This is a genomic window from Tenacibaculum sp. SM2510 (assembly GCF_057002845.1).
Genome location: NZ_CP192703.1, coordinates 2,625,527 through 2,643,149, shown reverse-complemented (window position 1 = coordinate 2,643,149; position 17,623 = coordinate 2,625,527). Strand labels below are relative to the sequence as shown.

19 protein-coding genes are annotated in these 17,623 nt (G+C 30.3%); 14 read left to right on the top strand and 5 right to left on the bottom strand.

Annotated elements, in window-relative coordinates; all coding sequences use genetic code 11:
- Nucleotides 1-117: 117 nt before the first annotated feature.
- The gene (gene holA / locus ACQ629_RS12005; protein WP_483705259.1) at nucleotides 118-1,119 is read right to left on the bottom strand and encodes a DNA polymerase III subunit delta; all 1,002 of its coding nucleotides are present in this window, start codon (nucleotides 1,117-1,119) and stop codon (nucleotides 118-120) included.
- A 103-nt stretch (nucleotides 1,120-1,222) separates the two neighbouring features.
- Between holA and ACQ629_RS12000 the strand changes: the two genes are divergently transcribed.
- The gene (locus ACQ629_RS12000) at nucleotides 1,223-1,666 is read left to right on the top strand and encodes a type I restriction enzyme HsdR N-terminal domain-containing protein (RefSeq protein ID WP_483705256.1); all 444 of its coding nucleotides are present in this window, start codon (nucleotides 1,223-1,225) and stop codon (nucleotides 1,664-1,666) included.
- Between the two features lie 250 nt (nucleotides 1,667-1,916).
- On the top strand, nucleotides 1,917-2,915 hold the full coding sequence (locus ACQ629_RS11995) for a glycosyltransferase family 2 protein (protein ID WP_483705254.1): 999 nt from the start codon (nucleotides 1,917-1,919) through the stop codon (nucleotides 2,913-2,915).
- Nucleotides 2,916-3,511: 596 nt separating this feature from the next.
- Here the strand turns inward: ACQ629_RS11995 and ACQ629_RS11990 are convergent.
- The gene (locus ACQ629_RS11990) at nucleotides 3,512-4,132 is read right to left on the bottom strand and encodes an L-threonylcarbamoyladenylate synthase (protein ID WP_483705252.1); all 621 of its coding nucleotides are present in this window, start codon (nucleotides 4,130-4,132) and stop codon (nucleotides 3,512-3,514) included.
- Between the two features lie 3 nt (nucleotides 4,133-4,135).
- Entirely contained in the window at nucleotides 4,136-4,633 is a 498-nt protein-coding gene (locus tag ACQ629_RS11985) for an IS1096 element passenger TnpR family protein (RefSeq protein WP_483705250.1), read from the bottom strand.
- A 56-nt stretch (nucleotides 4,634-4,689) separates the two neighbouring features.
- On the opposite strand from ACQ629_RS11985, the gene ACQ629_RS11980 reads away from it, so the two are divergent.
- From ACQ629_RS11980 to ACQ629_RS11970, 3 genes are read left to right on the top strand one after another with little or no spacing between them, the layout of a single operon-like run.
- Nucleotides 4,690-5,106, top strand: coding sequence for a PaaI family thioesterase (locus ACQ629_RS11980; RefSeq protein WP_483705248.1), 417 nt, complete (start codon nucleotides 4,690-4,692; stop codon nucleotides 5,104-5,106).
- Nucleotides 5,107-5,958, top strand: a complete 852-nt coding sequence (locus ACQ629_RS11975; protein WP_483705246.1) for an alpha/beta fold hydrolase — start codon at nucleotides 5,107-5,109, stop codon at nucleotides 5,956-5,958.
- Nucleotides 5,955-7,001 carry an isochorismate synthase gene (locus ACQ629_RS11970; RefSeq protein ID WP_483705244.1) on the top strand — a complete coding sequence of 349 codons (1,047 nt, stop codon included), beginning with the start codon at nucleotides 5,955-5,957 and terminating at the stop codon, nucleotides 6,999-7,001. Before ACQ629_RS11975 ends, ACQ629_RS11970 begins: the two co-directional genes overlap by 4 nt.
- A gap of 301 nt (nucleotides 7,002-7,302) precedes the next feature.
- On the opposite strand, the gene ACQ629_RS11965 is transcribed toward ACQ629_RS11970, so the two are convergent.
- Both ACQ629_RS11965 and ACQ629_RS11960 read right to left on the bottom strand, forming a co-directional pair.
- Nucleotides 7,303-7,677, bottom strand: a complete 375-nt coding sequence (locus tag ACQ629_RS11965) for a PUR family DNA/RNA-binding protein (protein ID WP_483705242.1) — start codon at nucleotides 7,675-7,677, stop codon at nucleotides 7,303-7,305.
- 81 nt (nucleotides 7,678-7,758) lie between these two features.
- Nucleotides 7,759-9,513, bottom strand: coding sequence for an ABC transporter ATP-binding protein (locus ACQ629_RS11960; RefSeq protein WP_483705240.1), 1,755 nt, complete (start codon nucleotides 9,511-9,513; stop codon nucleotides 7,759-7,761).
- Nucleotides 9,514-9,674: 161 nt separating this feature from the next.
- Between ACQ629_RS11960 and ACQ629_RS11955 the strand changes: the two genes are divergently transcribed.
- From ACQ629_RS11955 to ACQ629_RS11915, 9 genes are all read left to right on the top strand, one after another.
- On the top strand, nucleotides 9,675-10,775 hold the full coding sequence (locus ACQ629_RS11955) for a Glu/Leu/Phe/Val family dehydrogenase (protein WP_483705238.1): 1,101 nt from the start codon (nucleotides 9,675-9,677) through the stop codon (nucleotides 10,773-10,775).
- A 77-nt stretch (nucleotides 10,776-10,852) separates the two neighbouring features.
- Nucleotides 10,853-11,791, top strand: a complete 939-nt coding sequence (nusB, locus tag ACQ629_RS11950) for a transcription antitermination factor NusB (RefSeq protein WP_483705236.1) — start codon at nucleotides 10,853-10,855, stop codon at nucleotides 11,789-11,791.
- A 41-nt stretch (nucleotides 11,792-11,832) separates the two neighbouring features.
- Complete coding sequence (locus tag ACQ629_RS11945) at nucleotides 11,833-12,300, top strand: DUF1573 domain-containing protein (protein ID WP_483705234.1); 468 nt, start codon at nucleotides 11,833-11,835, stop codon at nucleotides 12,298-12,300.
- A complete protein-coding gene (yajC, locus tag ACQ629_RS11940; RefSeq protein WP_483705232.1) occupies nucleotides 12,300-12,620 on the top strand; it encodes a preprotein translocase subunit YajC in 321 nt (106 codons plus the stop codon). The genes ACQ629_RS11945 and yajC overlap by 1 nt, the downstream gene beginning before the upstream one ends.
- An 81-nt stretch (nucleotides 12,621-12,701) precedes the next feature.
- Nucleotides 12,702-13,625, top strand: a complete 924-nt coding sequence (locus tag ACQ629_RS11935; RefSeq protein ID WP_483705230.1) for a CdaR family protein — start codon at nucleotides 12,702-12,704, stop codon at nucleotides 13,623-13,625.
- Complete coding sequence (coaE, locus tag ACQ629_RS11930; protein ID WP_483705228.1) at nucleotides 13,625-14,215, top strand: dephospho-CoA kinase; 591 nt, start codon at nucleotides 13,625-13,627, stop codon at nucleotides 14,213-14,215. The genes ACQ629_RS11935 and coaE overlap by 1 nt, the downstream gene beginning before the upstream one ends.
- A gap of 109 nt (nucleotides 14,216-14,324) precedes the next feature.
- A complete protein-coding gene (locus ACQ629_RS11925) occupies nucleotides 14,325-15,890 on the top strand; it encodes a sensor histidine kinase (RefSeq protein ID WP_483705226.1) in 1,566 nt (521 codons plus the stop codon).
- 10 nt (nucleotides 15,891-15,900) lie between these two features.
- Complete coding sequence (locus ACQ629_RS11920; protein ID WP_483705224.1) at nucleotides 15,901-16,599, top strand: response regulator transcription factor; 699 nt, start codon at nucleotides 15,901-15,903, stop codon at nucleotides 16,597-16,599.
- 121 nt (nucleotides 16,600-16,720) lie between these two features.
- Nucleotides 16,721-17,617, top strand: a complete 897-nt coding sequence (locus ACQ629_RS11915; RefSeq protein WP_483705222.1) for an ABC transporter ATP-binding protein — start codon at nucleotides 16,721-16,723, stop codon at nucleotides 17,615-17,617.
- The last annotated feature ends 6 nt before the right edge of the window (nucleotides 17,618-17,623 follow it).

Here is a 17,623-nt window from a genome sequence, read left to right as displayed (position 1 = left end):
TAAAGTTTATTATAAATTAAATATACGATGAAAAATGTTAGTTATGCTATTAATTATAGTTTTCAACACCCTTACAAATTTATTTCAGATGCCTAAAGAGGTTTTAAGATACACTGTTTAATGCATAATTTTAAACAACAGTTCTTTTAAAATATCTGCATGAGTCTGGTTAGCTCCTACTCCTTTACTTTTTACATCAGCTTCACGTAATAAAGCAATTACTTGTGATACTTTTCGCATTGGATAATTCTTTGCCGCCGAGCTATAATCGTCTACAAAAAACGGATTCACTCCTAAGTTTTTAGCTACCGAACCTTTCGATTTATCTTTTAATCCGTGATACATTAACAACTGTGTAAAAAAACTATTTAACAACGAAATAGTCATTACTAGTGGATTACTTTTCGGATTCTGCGCAAAATAATTGATAATCCTATTTGCCTTGACCACATCTCGTTGACCGATAGCTTTTCGAAGCTCGAAATTATTAAAATCTTTAGAAATACCGATGTTTTCTTCAATATGCTTATCGGTTATAATGGTGTCTTTTGGTAAAACTGAGGTTAGCTTATCTAGTTCATTTGATATTTTACTTAAATCAACTCCCAAAAACTCTACTAACATCTGAGACGCTTTGGGTTCAATATTGTATTTTTTTTCACCTAAAACTATACGAATCCAGTCTGTAACCTGATTTTCATATAATTTCTTACTCTCGTAAATCAATCCGTTTTTAGCAATCGCTTTATAGGCTTTTTTACGCTTATCTAACTTTTTGTATTTGTAATTAAAAACCAATACCGTAGTTGGCTGCGGATTCGCAGCATACGCCTCAATCTTATCAATAGTACGACTTAAATCTTGTGCTTCTTTTACAATAATCACCTGGCGATCTGCCATCATCGGATATCGTTTTGCTGACGAAATAATTTCATCAATCGAAACATCTCGACCATACATTACTACCTGATTGAATCCTTTCTCAGACTCATCAAGTACATTTTTTTCAATATAATCAGAAATTTTATCGATATAATAAGGCTCCTCACCCATTAAGAAATAAACAGGCTTTATGTTTCCTCCTTTTATATCAGATATAATATTTTTAATTTCGTTCATAACTTTAAGTAAGGTATTACTTGGAAGAAAATAATACAATCTTTAACTTAAGATTGCCACGCTTTGCTCGCAATGACTTTCTATTTTTACATATATTTGAAACATGCAAAAATTGAATCTTCCCAACTATACATTCAAGCTCAAAAGTAACGAAAATAAGACGCTTATTTTTGATAAATGGAGAAAAAAATACTTGGTATTAACACCAGAAGAATGGGTACGTCAACATTTTGTGCAGTTTTTAATTGAAGAAAAAAAATATCCTGTTTCGTTAATTGCTCTTGAAAAACAACTAACTATAAACAACTTAAAAAAACGTACTGATATTGTTATTTTCTCTTCGGATGGAACGCCAAATATTATTGTAGAATGCAAGGCTCCGAAAATTAAAATAGCACAAGATACTTTCGATCAAATTGCACGCTATAACTTAAAGTTAGATGCTAATTATTTAGTCGTTACCAACGGATTACAGCATTATTTTTGCAAGCTTGATAAAGAAAATGAAACCTATATATTTTTAGAAGATATTCCTGATTATAAATAAACAGTGATTTAACATCTTTTTTGAAGAATGGAAAAAATGTATCGAGAAGCCTCACCGATTAGTTCTCGATACAAAACTCTCAAAAAAGAGTTTTACTCGAACTGACAACACATCAATTATAAACAAACTGTCACTTCGAGTATTTTGAAGAATGAAAAATGTATCGAGAAGTCTTATTTATTAATTCTCAATAAAAAATAATTTCACTCGATCTTACAAAAACAAGAACATAAACTTTAAATTCGCTCTCTTGAAAACAGCAATCGTTATATTAAATTGGAATGGTAAAAAATTGTTAGAACAGTTTTTACCATCGGTCGTAAATTTTAGCTCGCAAGAAGCCGAAGTTTATGTAGCCGATAATGCTTCTACTGATGCTTCTATTGAATTTATCAAGCAAAACTATCCTACTGTAAAAATTGTAAAAAACAGTATTAACGGCGGTTATGCTAAAGGATACAACGATGCTTTACAAGATATTGATGCTGATATTTACTGCTTAGTAAATTCGGATATTGAAGTTACTAAAAACTGGTTAACACCTATTTTAACTACTTTTAAAGCAGCGCTAAATACAGCTATTATTCAGCCTAAGATTTTAGATTTTAAAGACAAATCAAAATTTGAATATGCGGGTGCTGGTGGAGGATTTATAGATTTATATGGCTACCCATATTGTCGCGGACGTATTTTTAATCATTTGGAAACCGACAACGGACAGTTTAACGATACAACTGATGTTTTTTGGGCTTCAGGTGCTTGTTTATTTATTCGATCTGAAGTGTATCATAAACTAAATGGTTTTGACGAGGATTATTTTGCGCATCAAGAAGAAATCGATTTATGTTGGCGTGCAAAAAACGAAGGTTTTGATATAAAATATGTGGGAGATTCAACAGTATATCATGTTGGTGGAGCAACATTGGAAGCTATCAACCCTAAAAAAACATACTTAAACTTTAGAAACAGCTTACTAAACGTTGTTAAAAACGTACCTAGAAAATGGTTTTTATTCGTTATTTTTTCTCGTTTGATTTTAGACGGAATTGCTGGCGTAAAATTTTTAGCAGAATTAAAACCTAAACACACACTTGCTATTTTAAAAGCACATATTAATTTTTATGCAAACTTCTTTAAATTTTTAGGAAAAAGAAAAAAACTACAAAAAAAAGCGAATTACAACAAACACACTTCTGTTGTTTGGCAATGTTATGCTTTAGGTAGAAAAAAGTTTAGCGAATTGAAATAACTGCTTTTTTTAATGATTTTTAAGTTTTGAATTCATCAAGCTGAATATCTTTTATATTTACTTAATAAACTGTTATGATTCACTGGATGTCATTCCAAAATAAATTCGGAATGACGTAAGGTTAAATTTTCTCTTTTTAGATAATTACAATCCGTCAACCTGAACTTGTTTCAGGTTCGCATAATAAGAGAGTTCAGTTTTGAAATATCTTTCTGTATAAAATTACAATTCATCAACCTGAATATTTTTTAGACTTATATAATAAACTGGTGTGATTTCCTGGATGCGATTCCGAAATAAATTCGGAATGACGTAAAAAAAATAAAACCCTGACTGAAAAAGTATGCTCAACATTCTTTTGCTTATTATTTAGCAATTCTTATACTCTTGAATCCGTCAACCTGAACTTGTTTCAGGTTCGCATAATAAGAACGTTTAGTTTCTAAATAAATTCGGAATGACGATGACAATACTCGGAAATTCATAAATAGACTTAGCCACGATTGTAGCATTTGTTTGAGCTCCTCGTAGAGAGCGAGTGCGAAAAACGGGAAACAGCTTCAAATACTACCTACTATATATAGTTGAAAAGTTATTTACAGAATATCTAAACTTCCTTTTCCTTCTCTTATTACTTCTGGTAAATCGTTTGTTAAATCGATAACTGTAGATGCGTAATTATCTCCGAAACCACCATCTACCACAACATCAACAATGTTTTGCCACTTCTCGAAAATCAATTCGGGATCAGTAGTATATTCTACCACTTCGTCTTCATCGTGAATAGATGTTGAAACTATTGGGTTACCTAAAGCTTCTACAATTGCTATAGCAATTGCGTTATCTGGCACACGAATACCTACGGTTTTACGTTTTTTAAATACTTTTGGCAAGGAGTTACTTCCGGGTAAAATAAAGGTATAAGGCCCTGGTAGCGCTCTTTTTAAAATTTTATAAGTAGCCGTATCTATTTGTTTTACATAGTCTGATAAATGACTAAGGTTATTGCAAACAAACGAGAAGTTTGATTTCTCTAACTTCACGCCTTTTATCTTTGCTATTTTTTCTAATGCTTTTGTATTGGTGATATCACAGCCTAATCCATAAACAGTATCTGTTGGATAAATTACCAAACCGCCATTTTGTAACACTTTTACAATTTTAGCTATTTCTTTCGGGTTCGGGTTGTCATTATACAATTTTATGAATTGTGCCATATCTTAAAATTTATCAAAATCGAAATCGTCAATATTTTCGAAGCTAGGATAATCATCATCAAGATCATCATCTAAATCATCAGAAATAGCGGCTTTAAATTCTTTTTCTGGAGCCTCATCAGGAATTTCCCCTACTGTTAAGATTATTTTAGATTCGGTAACTACTTCGTCAGATTGCTCTACAACTTCCACATAAAACGTCCACATTTGTAAAAAATCATACACATATATCAGTTTATCATTCATACTTGGCAATGTTTCTTTTAAAACACAAGTAGCCATTGATGTTTCTTCACCTGCTTCTGCCATGTCGAATAACGGAATTTCTTCTCCTTGATTCCAATCTTCATCGGTACGATAAAAAGAGGCCATTTCTTGTCCGTTAAAACCAAACGATTTAGCGATATCGAAATGTAAATCTTCTAATGATTTTACTTCATTAACCACTAATGTTCTAATTACATCTTTTTTGGTATCTAATATTACACGTACTTTATACATTCTATCATTTTTAGTCGCTACAAAAATACGTATTTTTGACTAAAAATTATAGCAAAATGAATAAGCAACAATCTCTCGATATACTTAATGGCTACAATAAAGATACTTTAATGGAAACTCTTAAAATTGAGTTCGTTAATGTTGGTGCTGATTTTTTAACTGCAAAAATGCCTGTAAACTCAAAAGTACACCAACCTTATGGAATTTTACACGGCGGCGCTACAGCTGCTTTAGCTGAAACTGTTGGTAGTTCTGCTTCTGCTTTTTTCTTAAATGATAAAAGTAAAATCGTAAAAGGGATTGAACTGAGTATTAATCACCTAAAAAGTAAAAGAGAAGGAGAAATTTTTGCCACTGCGAAAGCAATTCACCAAGGAAGAACAACACATTTATGGGAAGTTAAAATTGTAGATGAAGAAGATAATTTAATTTCTTTATGTAAAATAACCAACATTGTTTTAGACAAGAAATAAATGCGATTATTTAAGAAAATTTTTAAAATTATAGCGCTATTTTTATTTTTAGCGCTTGTAATTATATATTTCTTATTCTCTAGTCTCTCTGCGCCAAAATCTGACAAGAAAGTAATTAGTAAGTTTATTAATAGTAGTATAAAACCTACAATAATACACCAAACCTTCGCTTCTTATAAATTCAGAAAACTAACCATACAAAAAGATACTACATTGCCTACATTGGTTTTTGTTCATGGAACCATTGGTTCATCTACTGATTTCATTGAGTATATGACTGATAGTTTGCTGTTAACTAAAACGAATATGGTTTCTTATGACAGAATTGGTTACAATTATAAAGATGCAAACTCAGTACAAGAAAGCATTGCTTTTGAGCGTGATATGCTACACGATATTATTAAAAACTTAAACCTTAAAAAAACGATTTTAGTCGGCTATTCTTATGGCGGACCAATTGCTTTAGCTGTAAAAAAAGAGGTAAAGAAAGTTATTTTACTAGCTCCTGCGGTTTATAGTAAAGTAGAACCGATGCCTTGGGCTATTAACTTATACAAATGGAATTTAACACGTTGGTTGATTCCTGCGATTTGGAAAGAGGCTTCTAAAGAGAAAATATCACATAAAAAAGATTTACAGCGCTTTGAAAAAAACTGGAAATCATCTCCTAATAAGATTTTAAGTATTCACGGAACCAATGATTGGATTGCTCCTTATGAAAACTCTTTATCCTTACAAAATCAACTTCCTAAAGAGCAGTTCGAATTAACTACTCTTGATAATGCTGGCCATGGATTAATATGGAGCAACTTTAAAGAAATTAAACAACAATTACTAAATCAATTAGATTGACTATATTTTTAAGCATAGAAAAAGCTCTCGAAAGCAAGCTTCCTTTTGTCGTTTATCGAAAACCAAATACTATAGTATTAAAAGCATGGTTTCAAAAAAACGATAATTTATATACTTCGAAAGAATATACCGAAAGCGGATTTATATTTGCGCCTTTTGATGATAAAAATGCTGCTGTTTTACTCCCCAAAGAACATTCTCTTTTTCAGGAAGAAGAAGCCTTATTTAAGATTGATTTAATTGATGAAAATAATTTTGACCCTGATTATTCTTCAGAAAAATCACATATTCATTTAGTTGAAAAAGGAGTTAAAGCGATTGATAAAAATCAATTTAAAAAAGTTGTTTTATCAAGAAAAGAAGAAATAAAACTTACCGATTTTAACGCTATTAAAACCTTTAAAAGGTTGCTTGCAAACTACCCAAATGCATTCACTTATATATGGTTTCATCCGAAAGTTGGAATGTGGTTAGGTGCAACGCCAGAAACTTTAGTACAAATTAAAGACAATAATTTTAAAACAATGTCTTTAGCAGGAACACAAGTTTTTAATGGCACAACTAATGTTTCTTGGCCTACAAAAGAAATTGAAGAACAACAATTTGTAACCGATTATATAACAGATAAACTTATAAGTATTTGTAATAAAACAACAAAAGGAACTGTAGAAACCATAAAAGCAGGGAATTTATTACACTTAAGAACTTTAATTTCTGGAGAAATGAATTCGGAAAATTCAACTTTAATAAAAAAACTACATCCTACTCCGGCTGTTTGCGGATTACCTTTAGAAACCTCTAAAGAATTCATTTTAAAAAACGAAAATTATAACAGAAGTTACTATACTGGTTTTTTAGGCGAATTGAATTTAAAAATTGATAACAAAAATACTTCTGAGCTTTTTGTAAACCTTAGGTGTATGGAAATTAAAAACAACTCAGCTTTTATTTTTGTAGGCGGCGGTATTACTAAAGAAAGTAATCCTGAAAATGAATGGAAAGAAACTGTTGCCAAAACAAAAACAATGAAAAAAATTTTATAACAATACTACTTATACCCATAACAAATACCTGTATTGAATCATAATTAAATATGCGAGCGTGCTCCTGAATTTATTTCAGGAGCACGTTTTTATAATAAACACTATGTAATAATGAGAACTTTAAATAAGTTCCGGTTGACGTAAAGTGAGTTTATTCTAAATTACGAATATTCAATTATATTTTATATTATCATATAAAAATAAAAAGCACCAACCTTTAACAGTTAGTGCTCTTATGTGTAAATTGAATTTGAATTGATTTTGTTTCGTAGTAAAATAAATACCACGCAGTAACCGCTGCTTAAATATCGTCGAAAGAAACATCTGTAAAGCTTTCAGCAGAAGCCGATTCTTGCTCTACTCCTACTTCTTCTTCCTTTTTGTAATCTTTTTGATGACGTTCACTTATTACTTCCGACCCTTTTTCGTTTACAATAAAATCAGTCGCTTTATTTAGCATCTCTTTAAAGTCAGAAAAATCTTCTTTGTACAAGTAAATTTTATGCTTTTGATAATGAAAAGAACCATCATCATGGGTGAATTTTTTACTCTCTGTTACCGTTAAGTAATAGTCATCTGCTTTTGTAGATCTTACATCAAAAAAATAGGTTCTTCTTCCAGCTCTTAAAACTTGTGAAAAAATTTCTTCTTGCTCTACTCTCTCTCTCTCACTCATAATTCGTTTCTTAAATAATAATTGTTTACTTAAAATTGCTCAACAAATCTAACAAAATAATTGACTTGGCAATACGAAACCTTACATTTCTTTTTCTAAAAGTTGCTGTTCGTAAAGCTCTTTATAATAACCTTCCGTTTCTATTAATTGATTATGAACACCTTGCTGAATAATCGTACCTTCATCTAAAATAATAATTTTATCGGCATTTTTTGCTGATGAAACTCTGTGACTAATAATAATAGTAGTTTTATCGCTTGATACTTTTTCTAGATTAGAAAGAATTTGCTCTTCTGTTTCTGTATCGACTGCAGATAAACAATCGTCGAAAATTAAAATTTTAGGATTTTTTATAATAGCTCTCGCAATTGATGTTCGCTGTTTTTGTCCTCCCGACAAAGTAACACCTCTCTCACCTAAAATAGTTTTATAACCCTCTTTAAAATCGACTATATTATCATGAATCACCGCATTTTTTGCAGCTGCTATAATTTCTTCTTCTGTAGCGTCTTCTTTTCCGAACTTAATATTATTCTGAATCGTATCAGAAAACAAAAACGGATCTTGTGGCACAAAACCAATTTGTCTTCTCACATCATATAAATTACACTCCTTAATATTTATCCCGTCAATTAAAACCGCTCCCTCACTTACATCATATAAACGAGAAATTAGGTTAATTATTGTTGTTTTACCGCTTCCTGTTTTACCTAAAATAGCTAAAGTCTCTCCTTTTTTAATTACCAGGTTTACTTTGTTTAAAGCTGTAATATTAGTATCGTCGTACGTTAGCGAAACATTTTTAAATTCAATTTCTCCTGCAACCTCGGTAGAAATATTTATTGTGTTTACAATTTCAGGTATTTCTTCTAAAAATTCATTAATTCTTTGTTGCGAAGCTTCAGCTTGTTGCACCATAGAGGTTACCCAACCAACTACTGCTACAGGCCAAGTAAGAATATTTACATACATTACAAATGCCCCAATGGCTCCTAACTGAATTTCGCCAGCAATATATTGTTTACCTCCGATATACAGTACGATAATATTACTAAGACCTATTAATAAGATCATTAGTGGAAAAAATAAAGCCTGAATTTTATACAATTCTATGTTTTTTTCCTTGCTCTGGTCGGCAATTTCATCAAACGACGCAATTACCTCTTCTTCTATCGCATAGGATTTTACGACATTAATTCCCGAGAAAAACTCTTGATTAAACGTCGTTAATTTTGATAAATATTGTTGAACAACAGTGCTACGCTTATTAATTTGCCTACTTAACACAAAAATAGAAACCGACAATATAGGAAACGGTATCATAGTATATAATGTAAGCTTTGGTGAAATGGCATACATCTGAGAAAACCCAATTGCTAGAGACACCAACATATTTAAAGAATACATGATTGCAGGGCCAAAATACATTCGTACTTTAGATACATCTTCACTAATACGATTCATTAAATCGCCCGTTCTATTCTTTTTATAAAAATTATTAGATAAACGTTGGTATTGTTGATAGATCTCATTTTTTAGGTCAAATTCAATCATTCTAGACATTACAATAATTGTTTGTCGCATTAAAAAAGTGAAAAAACCTCCTAATAAAGTCACTCCTATTATAAGTAATATATTGTTAAGTAAAACGGTTTTTACTTCTGATAGATCTGATATCTTACCTAACTGATAATCTTCAACAATATTTAAAGAGTCTCCTACAAAATCAGGGATTTTAAGTGTTAAAATTTTTGCTAATACTGTTATTAATACTCCTAATAATAATCTCCATTTATATTTAATAAAGTACTTATTAAGATATTGTAATGATTTCAATTTAAATATGTTTTTTTGTTAAAAATTAAGGCTCAAAATGCTTTTCCGTTAAAGATAACATAATTTAGGTCTCTTTTTTTGCTTATGTTTTAACGATTTCTTACTTTTGCCCTCGAATTTTAGAGATTATTAAAACAACCTCAAATTAAAAAAACACAAAAATGACATCAGAAATCATTGATACTAAAGACCTTAAGAATGACCCAGTATTTGGTCAGTTATCTTTTGACAATCACGAACAAATCGTTTTTTGTAATGACGAAGATACAGGTTTAAAAGCAATAATTGGTATTCATAACACAACTTTAGGACCTGCTTTAGGTGGTACTAGAATGTGGCAATATAATAATGAATGGGAGGCTCTTAACGATGTATTACGTTTGTCTCGTGGTATGACCTACAAGTCTGCCATTACAGGATTAAACCTTGGCGGAGGTAAAGCTGTAATTATTGGGGATGCAAAAACTCAGAAGAATGACGCTTTAATGCGTAAATTCGGAGAGTACGTAAACTCTTTAAGCGGACGATATATTACTGCCGAAGATATTGGTATGGAAACTCGTGACATGGATGTTATTCGTGAAGTAACGCCACATGTAACAGGTGTTTCTGAAGCGATCGGAGGATCTGGAAATCCATCTCCTGTAACTGCTTATGGTGTATACATGGGTATGAAAGCTGCTGCAAAATACCGTTTTGGAACAGACAATTTAGAAGGTAAAAAAGTTTTAGTACAAGGTGTTGGTCATGTTGGGGAAACTTTAGTAAAACATATTACTGATGAAGGCGCAAAGGTTATCTTAAATGATATAAACGAAGCTCGTTTAGAGGAATTAAGTAAAAAATACGGTGCAAACGTAGTTTTAGGAAATGATATTTACGGATTAGATGTAGATATTTATGCTCCTTGTGCCTTAGGTGCTACAATAAACGACGAAAGTATTGCTCAATTAAAAGCGAAAGTTATTGCAGGTGCTGCAAATAATCAATTAGCAAACGAATTAAAGCACGGTAAATTATTAAGAGAGAAAGGAATTGCTTACGCACCTGATTTCTTAATTAACGCTGGGGGAATTATAAATGTATATGCAGAAGTTGTAGGTTACGACAAGGCTGAAAGCTTAAAAAGAACTGAGAACATTTACAATACTACTTTAGATATTTTCAACTTAGCCGATAAAGAAAGCATTACAACACACCAAGCTGCTTTTAATATTGCACAAGCAAGAATTGACGCTCGTAAAAAAGAACAAAATAGCTAGATAAAAAACAAAAAAGTTTTACTTTTGCAGAGCGTTAGAAATAGTTTCTATCGCTCTTTTTTTTAAAGTTCTTTAAAATGATTAACAGAAGACATATTCGAGTTAAGGTAATGCAGTCGGTTTATGCAATGCAGCAATCGCAAAGTGATAATATTGTAAAGGAAGAAAAATTCTTGCAAAACAGTATTCAAAAAATGTATGATTTATATGTTCTTAATCTTCAGTTATTAGTTGAAGTTCAGAAATTAGCTCATAAAAGAATAGAACTTTCTAAAAAGAAAATTCTTGTTACCAAAGAAGACTTAAATCCAAACACTAAGTTCATCGACAATAAAGTTATCAACTTACTTAACGAAAGTGTGAGTTTAGAGAGCTACGTTGAACTTAACAACCTTAACTACTGGGAGTTTGACAATGAATATGTACGTATTATTTTAGATGAATTACTAGAAAGTGATTTATATAAAAAGTATATGAGTACTGTTGATGATTCATATACTATAGACAAGAACTTTATTATCACATTTTTTAAAGAAATAATTGCGCCTAATGAAAAATTAGCAGATTATTTTGAAGATAAAATGATTTCATGGGTAGATGATATTCCTTTTGTAAATACTTGGATTGTAAAATCGTTAAACAAACAAAAAGCAGAGAACCCTTTTATTTTAGGAAGCTTATATAAAGATAGTGAAGACAAGCAATTTGTATCTAACCTATTTACTAAAACGGTATTACATCAACATAAATATCAAGAAGATATTATTGAGAAAACTCCGAATTGGGAAGCTGATAGAATTGCTGATATCGATATGATTATTATTAAAATGTCGATTACCGAATTTTTACATTTCCCGTCAATCCCTACAAGAGTTAGTATCAATGAGTATATAGAGCTTGCCAAAGATTACTCTACAAACAAAAGTGGCTATTTTATTAATGGTGTTTTAGATAAATTATCTAAAGATTACCTTGCCTCTGAGAAGATGGTTAAAATTGGTAGGGGATTATTATAAAAATTATTATTTTTACAACAAATAAATTAAAACATATTAAAATGAAGAAAATAGCAGTAGCAATTGCATTTGTTCTTTCAACAGGAATGTTAGTTTCTTGTGGACAAGGAAATGCATCATCTAAAGTAAAAAAAGAAAATGTAGAAAACGCTGAGAAAAGAGATATTTCTATTAACGCAGGTGCAGCTTCTATATCTTTTGACAAAGAAGAATATAATTTCGGAACTGTTACAGAAGGAGAGGTTGTTAAAACTTCTTTTACAGTAACTAATACAGGTAAAGGAGATTTAGTGATTACAAATGCACAGGCTAGTTGTGGTTGTACCGTACCTGTTTGGCCTAAAGAAGCTATTGCTCCTGGTAAAACCGGTGAAATACAAGTTAGTTTTAATACTAGCGGAAAACCTAACAAACAATCTAAATCTATAACATTAACTACCAACACGGTAAAAGGTAGAGAGGTTTTAAAAATTTCAGGTATGGTAACTCCTAAAAATAAAGCGATATAATGTTTACATCTATTTTTTTACAAGCAAGTACTCAAGAAAGTATTATGAACATGCTTCCTTTTGTTGCAATGATTGGTGTTTTTTATTTTTTGATTATTCGTCCGCAGATGAAGCGTCAAAAAAATGAAAAGAAATTTCAAACGACAGTTCAAAAAGGGAGTAAAGTTATTACAAGTAGTGGTATTCATGGTAAAATTGTTGAAATAAACGATAATGATAATACTATTATTATTGAAACCGGTGCTGGAAAAATTAAATTTGAACGCTCTGCTATTTCAATGGAATTAAGTAAAAAATACAATACAGACGTTAAGAAATAATTTAACGTGTTTATTATAAAAAAGAGCGCTAATTAGCGCTCTTTTTTGTTTTTTATGTAGATTGCATAATATTCGTAAACTTTGAAAAATACTCTTAACATACCTAAAACATTCTTTGGTTTTTTAATAGCCTCTATACTTTTTTGGCTACTGATAAACTTATCGAAGGAATATACTGTTGAAATAGCAATAGACACAGTGTACACTAATTTATCTATCGAAAAGACAATTATTGATACTCCTATAAAAAAAATTCCTTTACTTATAAAAGGAAGCGGGTTTAAGTTAATTTCTACGAGTTTTTCTAATGATAAAATAGCGCTAGATTTAAAAAAAATAAGCAAAAAGAAAGATACCGATTACTATTTTTACACTAAAAAACTACATTCAGAAGTGCAAGATCAGTTAAGAAATGGCATCGAATTAGTTAGCATTCAAAAAGATACAATCCCTTTAAAAATAGGGACTTTACATTCTAAAGAAGTTCCCTTAAGAACCAATTTAGATATAAAATTTAAACTGGGTCATGATTTATCTTCGCCTATAAGCATAAAACCAAATACTGTTTTAATCTCTGGGGAGCAGTCATTATTAAAAAAAATATCTTTTTTAGATTTAGAACCAATTAATTTAGAAAACATTGCTGAAAATACTAAAATTAAGGCATCAATAAATATCCCTACAAATCTTAAAGCTGCTATTTCTTCTGCTGAAATAAATATATTTGTTGACAAATTTACTGAAGGAGAAATAGAAATTCCTATTTCAATAAAAAACGCACCTAAAGAGATAAATATTTTCCCTAAAAAAGTAAAAATAATTTATAAAGTAGGTTTGAAAAACTTTAATAAAATAGATGCTAATTTATTTAAGATAGAATGTAATTACAATCAAGTAAAAAACAATAACTCTCCCTATTTAACCCCCAAATTAATACAGGTTCCTGATTCGGTTACTGTTGTTAGAATAGTTCCTGAAAAAATAGACTTTTTAATACATAAATAATGGTAGTAGGTATAACGGGTGGTATTGGCAGCGGAAAATCGACCGTTGTAAAGATGTTTTCAAAGTTTAAAAATATTGCTATTTATATTGCTGATGATGAAGCTAAAAAACTAATGAACTCTTCTGATGAAATTAAAACACTATTAATTGCTGAATTTGGAAAAGAAGTTTATTTAAACAACAAACTTAACCGACCTTATTTGGCTAATATTGTTTTTAAAAACAAGCATAAGTTAAGTACTTTAAATACAATTGTACACCCTATTGTAAATAACCACCTACAAAATTTTATTCTTAAAAATGCCGACAAGGATTATATTTTATATGAAAATGCTATTTTATTCGAAAATGGCAGCAATACTTTTTGTGATAAAATAATTACCGTTACCGCCCCAGAAAAAATTAGAATCCAACGTGTTTTAGAAAGAGATAACACAACTATAGATGCTGTGAAAAATAGAATTAAAAACCAATGGGATCAATCTAAAAAAACATTACAATCGCATTATATAATTGAAAACCTTAACCTTACAAAAACCGAAGATCAAATATTAAGTATTCATAATATTTTAACAAAAACCATCAAATAACCTACGGTTTTTTAATGTTTTTTGTTAAAATTATCTTAATTTTTCAGTAACTTTGTTAATCTAAGTTAAAAGCAAACACTCCTTCATTTTATTGATTTATTTTTGAATAATGGGTAAGAAAATCTTTATTCTTATTGTTGTGTTAATGAGTATATCTTTAATAGGTATTATCGCTGTTCAAGTATATTGGATTAAGGATTCAATAAAGAGCAAACAACAACAATTTGACAATAATATTAAAATTGCATTGGCAAAAACATCTGAAAGGATTAAGGATAGCGAGTACGCTGATTTTGTTCAGAATAACCAAGAATTTCTTAACGACAGAAAATTTGTATCCAAAGCAGAAATAGACACTTATTTGTTTCAACAGATAGACACAACGAATAAAAGGAAATTTACCTTTGGTACAACTCTTTTAGCAGAAAGTATAAAAATGCCTAACGATTTTGTAAATAACGATTCAATTATTTTTAAACGCTATACTAGCAAGCAAGACTTTTATTCTTCGCAAGTAATTAAATCGACCAATAAAGATTTTAACTCTTTTATTGAGGAAAATAGTTTTTCAACAATAAAAACATACCCTAAATTCAATAGGCAACTAACTGAAGACATGCTTCTTCAACGAAATAAAATTTACCCTATTAATGAACGTGTAAGTAATCAAGTATTAAACAATACGATAAGAGAAGAATTAGGTAAAATGAATATTAACCAAGAATTTAAATACTGTGTATATGAAGATGGTTTAGCTACACAACTAAAATCTGGTTATTTTAATATTCAACCCAACGATGCTAATCACACTTTATTTGCTGATGATAATGGTAGTAGTAAATATAAATTATATGTAAAATTTCCTGACGAGCGTAAAAACCTATTATCTGGAATGATGAAAATTTTAGGCTTGTCTTTATTATTTATCGGTATAATTATTGCAGCTTTTTCCACATCATTATACCAATTAGTTCGTCAAAAAAAGATTTCTGAGATAAAAACAGACTTCATAAACAATATGACCCACGAGTTTAAAACACCTATTGCTACCATAAACTTAGCTTTAGATGCTATTAAAAATCCGAAAATAATATCTGATGAAATCAAGGTAAGACGCTACGTACGAATGATACGTGAAGAAAATAAACGTATGCACGGTCAGGTAGAAAATGTATTGCGAATTTCTAGGCTAGAGAAAAACCAGATAGAAATTAGTAAGGATGCTACCGATATGCACGACACTATAGAAGAAGCTATTGAACACATTCAATTACTAGTAGACGATAAAAAAGGAAGCGTAACATCACATTTTAAAGCAATATCAACAGAAGTACTTGGTAATCAATTTCATCTAACTAATATTATAGTAAATATGTTAGAAAACGCGATAAAATACTCTGAAGAAAGCCCTAAAATTGATGTTTATACAGAGAGTACAAATAAATACTTTATCTTTAAGATAAAGGACGAAGGTATTGGAATGAGCAGAAATGCTCAGAAATATGTTTTCGATAAATTTTATAGAGAGCATAAAGGAAATATACATAACGTAAAAGGCCATGGCTTAGGGCTTGCTTATGTTAAGGAAATTATAGACAGTCATCAAGGTACTGTTCATGTTGAAAGTGAAAAAGGTAAAGGAAGCTTATTTACAGTGAAATTACCGTTAATATAAAATCAAAAAAATGGGAAGCAAAAAAATATTATTAGTAGAAGACGATCCGAATTTCGGAACAGTTCTTAAAGATTATTTAGCGTTAAACGATTACAACGTTACACATGCTAAAGATGGGATAGATGGATTAATCATGTTTAAAAACGGAGAATATGATTTATGTATTTTAGATGTTATGATGCCTCGTAAAGACGGCTTTTCATTAGCACAAGACATTCGTGTTACAAATAAAGAAATTCCGATTATCTTTTTAACAGCTAAAACATTAAAAGAAGATGTTTTAAGAGGTTACCAAGTAGGTGGTGACGATTATTTAAATAAACCTTTCGATTCTGAAGTTTTATTACATAAAATAAAAGCTATTTTACAGCGTAAGGAAAACGAAAAATCTAGTGATACAGATGAATTTGAGTTCAAAATTGGTGGATTTGAGTTTAATTCTAAACTACGTCACCTTTCACTTAACGGTGCCGAAGCTCAAAAACTTTCACCTAAAGAAAGCAAGCTTTTAAGAATGTTAGCTGTTCATAAAAATGATTTAATGCCACGTGAATTAGCATTAACAAAAATTTGGAGAGATGATAATTATTTCACATCTCGTAGTATGGATGTTTATATTGCTAAACTTCGTAAATACCTAAAAGGTGATGAAAATGTTGAAATACTTAACATTCATGGTGAAGGATTTAGATTATTAGAAAAAATATAACAACTTAATTATACACAATTAATAAAGACTTCCTTTTCCCAGGAAGTCTTTTCTTTTTTATAAATTGTAACAATAATTTTAGTAAGTCGTCGAATACACATAATCAACAAAACCGAAAAACTTGGATACAATTTTATCAATAAAAAACCTCGATAAAAAATACGGGAAAGTCCACGCAGTAAACAATCTCTCTTTCGATATAAAAAAAGGAAATGTTTACGGAATTTTAGGACCCAACGGAAGTGGAAAATCAACCACTTTAGGTATTATTTTAAATGTAGTTAACAAAAATTCTGGCAGTTTTAGTTGGTTTGACGGAGAGCTATCTACCCATGAAGCGTTAAAAAAAGTAGGTGCTATTATTGAGCGTCCTAATTTTTATCCTTACATGACCGCTGTTCAAAACTTACAATTAATTTGTAAGATAAAAGGAGTTTCAGCTGATAAAATTGATGAAAAATTAAAAGTAGTTAATCTGTTCGAAAGAAAAGACAGTAAATTCAAAACCTATTCATTAGGTATGAAACAACGTTTAGCAATTGCTTCTGCATTGTTAAACGATCCTGAAATATTAATTTTAGATGAACCTACAAACGGTTTAGATCCGCAAGGAATCCATGAAATTCGTAAAATAATTAAAGATATTGCCAATAACGGAACTACAATTTTACTCGCCTCTCATCTACTCGATGAAGTTGAAAAAGTTTGCACACATGTTCTTATTATAAGAAACGGAATAAAACTATACAGCGGTAGCGTTGATAACATGGTTGTTTCAAACGGCGTTATAGAGGTTAAAACAGATGATAACATAGATAAACTTGTAAATGTTTTAAAAAATTATTACGAAATAGCAACTGTTGATGTTGAAGGTGATTTAGTAACTGCTCGTTTAGAAAACGAAATTCCTGCCTCGCAATTAAATAAATACTTATACGAAAACGGTGTAATTGTTTCCCACTTAGTTAAACGTAAACTTAGCCTAGAACAACAATTTTTAGATTTAACAAACAACTAATTCAAC

Excerpts from the sequence above, each read along its gene's own strand:
- ACQ629_RS11990 (WP_483705252.1), bottom strand. The coding sequence starts at position 4,132 with ATGGCACAATTCATAAAATTGTATAATGACAACCCGAACCCGAAAGAA.
- ACQ629_RS11975 (WP_483705246.1), top strand. The coding sequence starts at position 5,107 with ATGCGATTATTTAAGAAAATTTTTAAAATTATAGCGCTATTTTTATTT.
- holA (WP_483705259.1), bottom strand. The coding sequence starts at position 1,119 with ATGAACGAAATTAAAAATATTATATCTGATATAAAAGGAGGAAACATA.
- ACQ629_RS11980 (WP_483705248.1), top strand. The coding sequence starts at position 4,690 with ATGAATAAGCAACAATCTCTCGATATACTTAATGGCTACAATAAAGAT.
- ACQ629_RS11925 (WP_483705226.1), top strand. The coding sequence starts at position 14,325 with ATGGGTAAGAAAATCTTTATTCTTATTGTTGTGTTAATGAGTATATCT.
- coaE (WP_483705228.1), top strand. The coding sequence starts at position 13,625 with ATGGTAGTAGGTATAACGGGTGGTATTGGCAGCGGAAAATCGACCGTT.
- yajC (WP_483705232.1), top strand. The coding sequence starts at position 12,300 with ATGTTTACATCTATTTTTTTACAAGCAAGTACTCAAGAAAGTATTATG.
- ACQ629_RS11945 (WP_483705234.1), top strand. The coding sequence starts at position 11,833 with ATGAAGAAAATAGCAGTAGCAATTGCATTTGTTCTTTCAACAGGAATG.
- ACQ629_RS11920 (WP_483705224.1), top strand. The coding sequence starts at position 15,901 with ATGGGAAGCAAAAAAATATTATTAGTAGAAGACGATCCGAATTTCGGA.
- ACQ629_RS12000 (WP_483705256.1), top strand. The coding sequence starts at position 1,223 with ATGCAAAAATTGAATCTTCCCAACTATACATTCAAGCTCAAAAGTAAC.
- ACQ629_RS11985 (WP_483705250.1), bottom strand. The coding sequence starts at position 4,633 with ATGTATAAAGTACGTGTAATATTAGATACCAAAAAAGATGTAATTAGA.
- ACQ629_RS11955 (WP_483705238.1), top strand. The coding sequence starts at position 9,675 with ATGACATCAGAAATCATTGATACTAAAGACCTTAAGAATGACCCAGTA.
- ACQ629_RS11965 (WP_483705242.1), bottom strand. The coding sequence starts at position 7,677 with ATGAGTGAGAGAGAGAGAGTAGAGCAAGAAGAAATTTTTTCACAAGTT.
- nusB (WP_483705236.1), top strand. The coding sequence starts at position 10,853 with ATGATTAACAGAAGACATATTCGAGTTAAGGTAATGCAGTCGGTTTAT.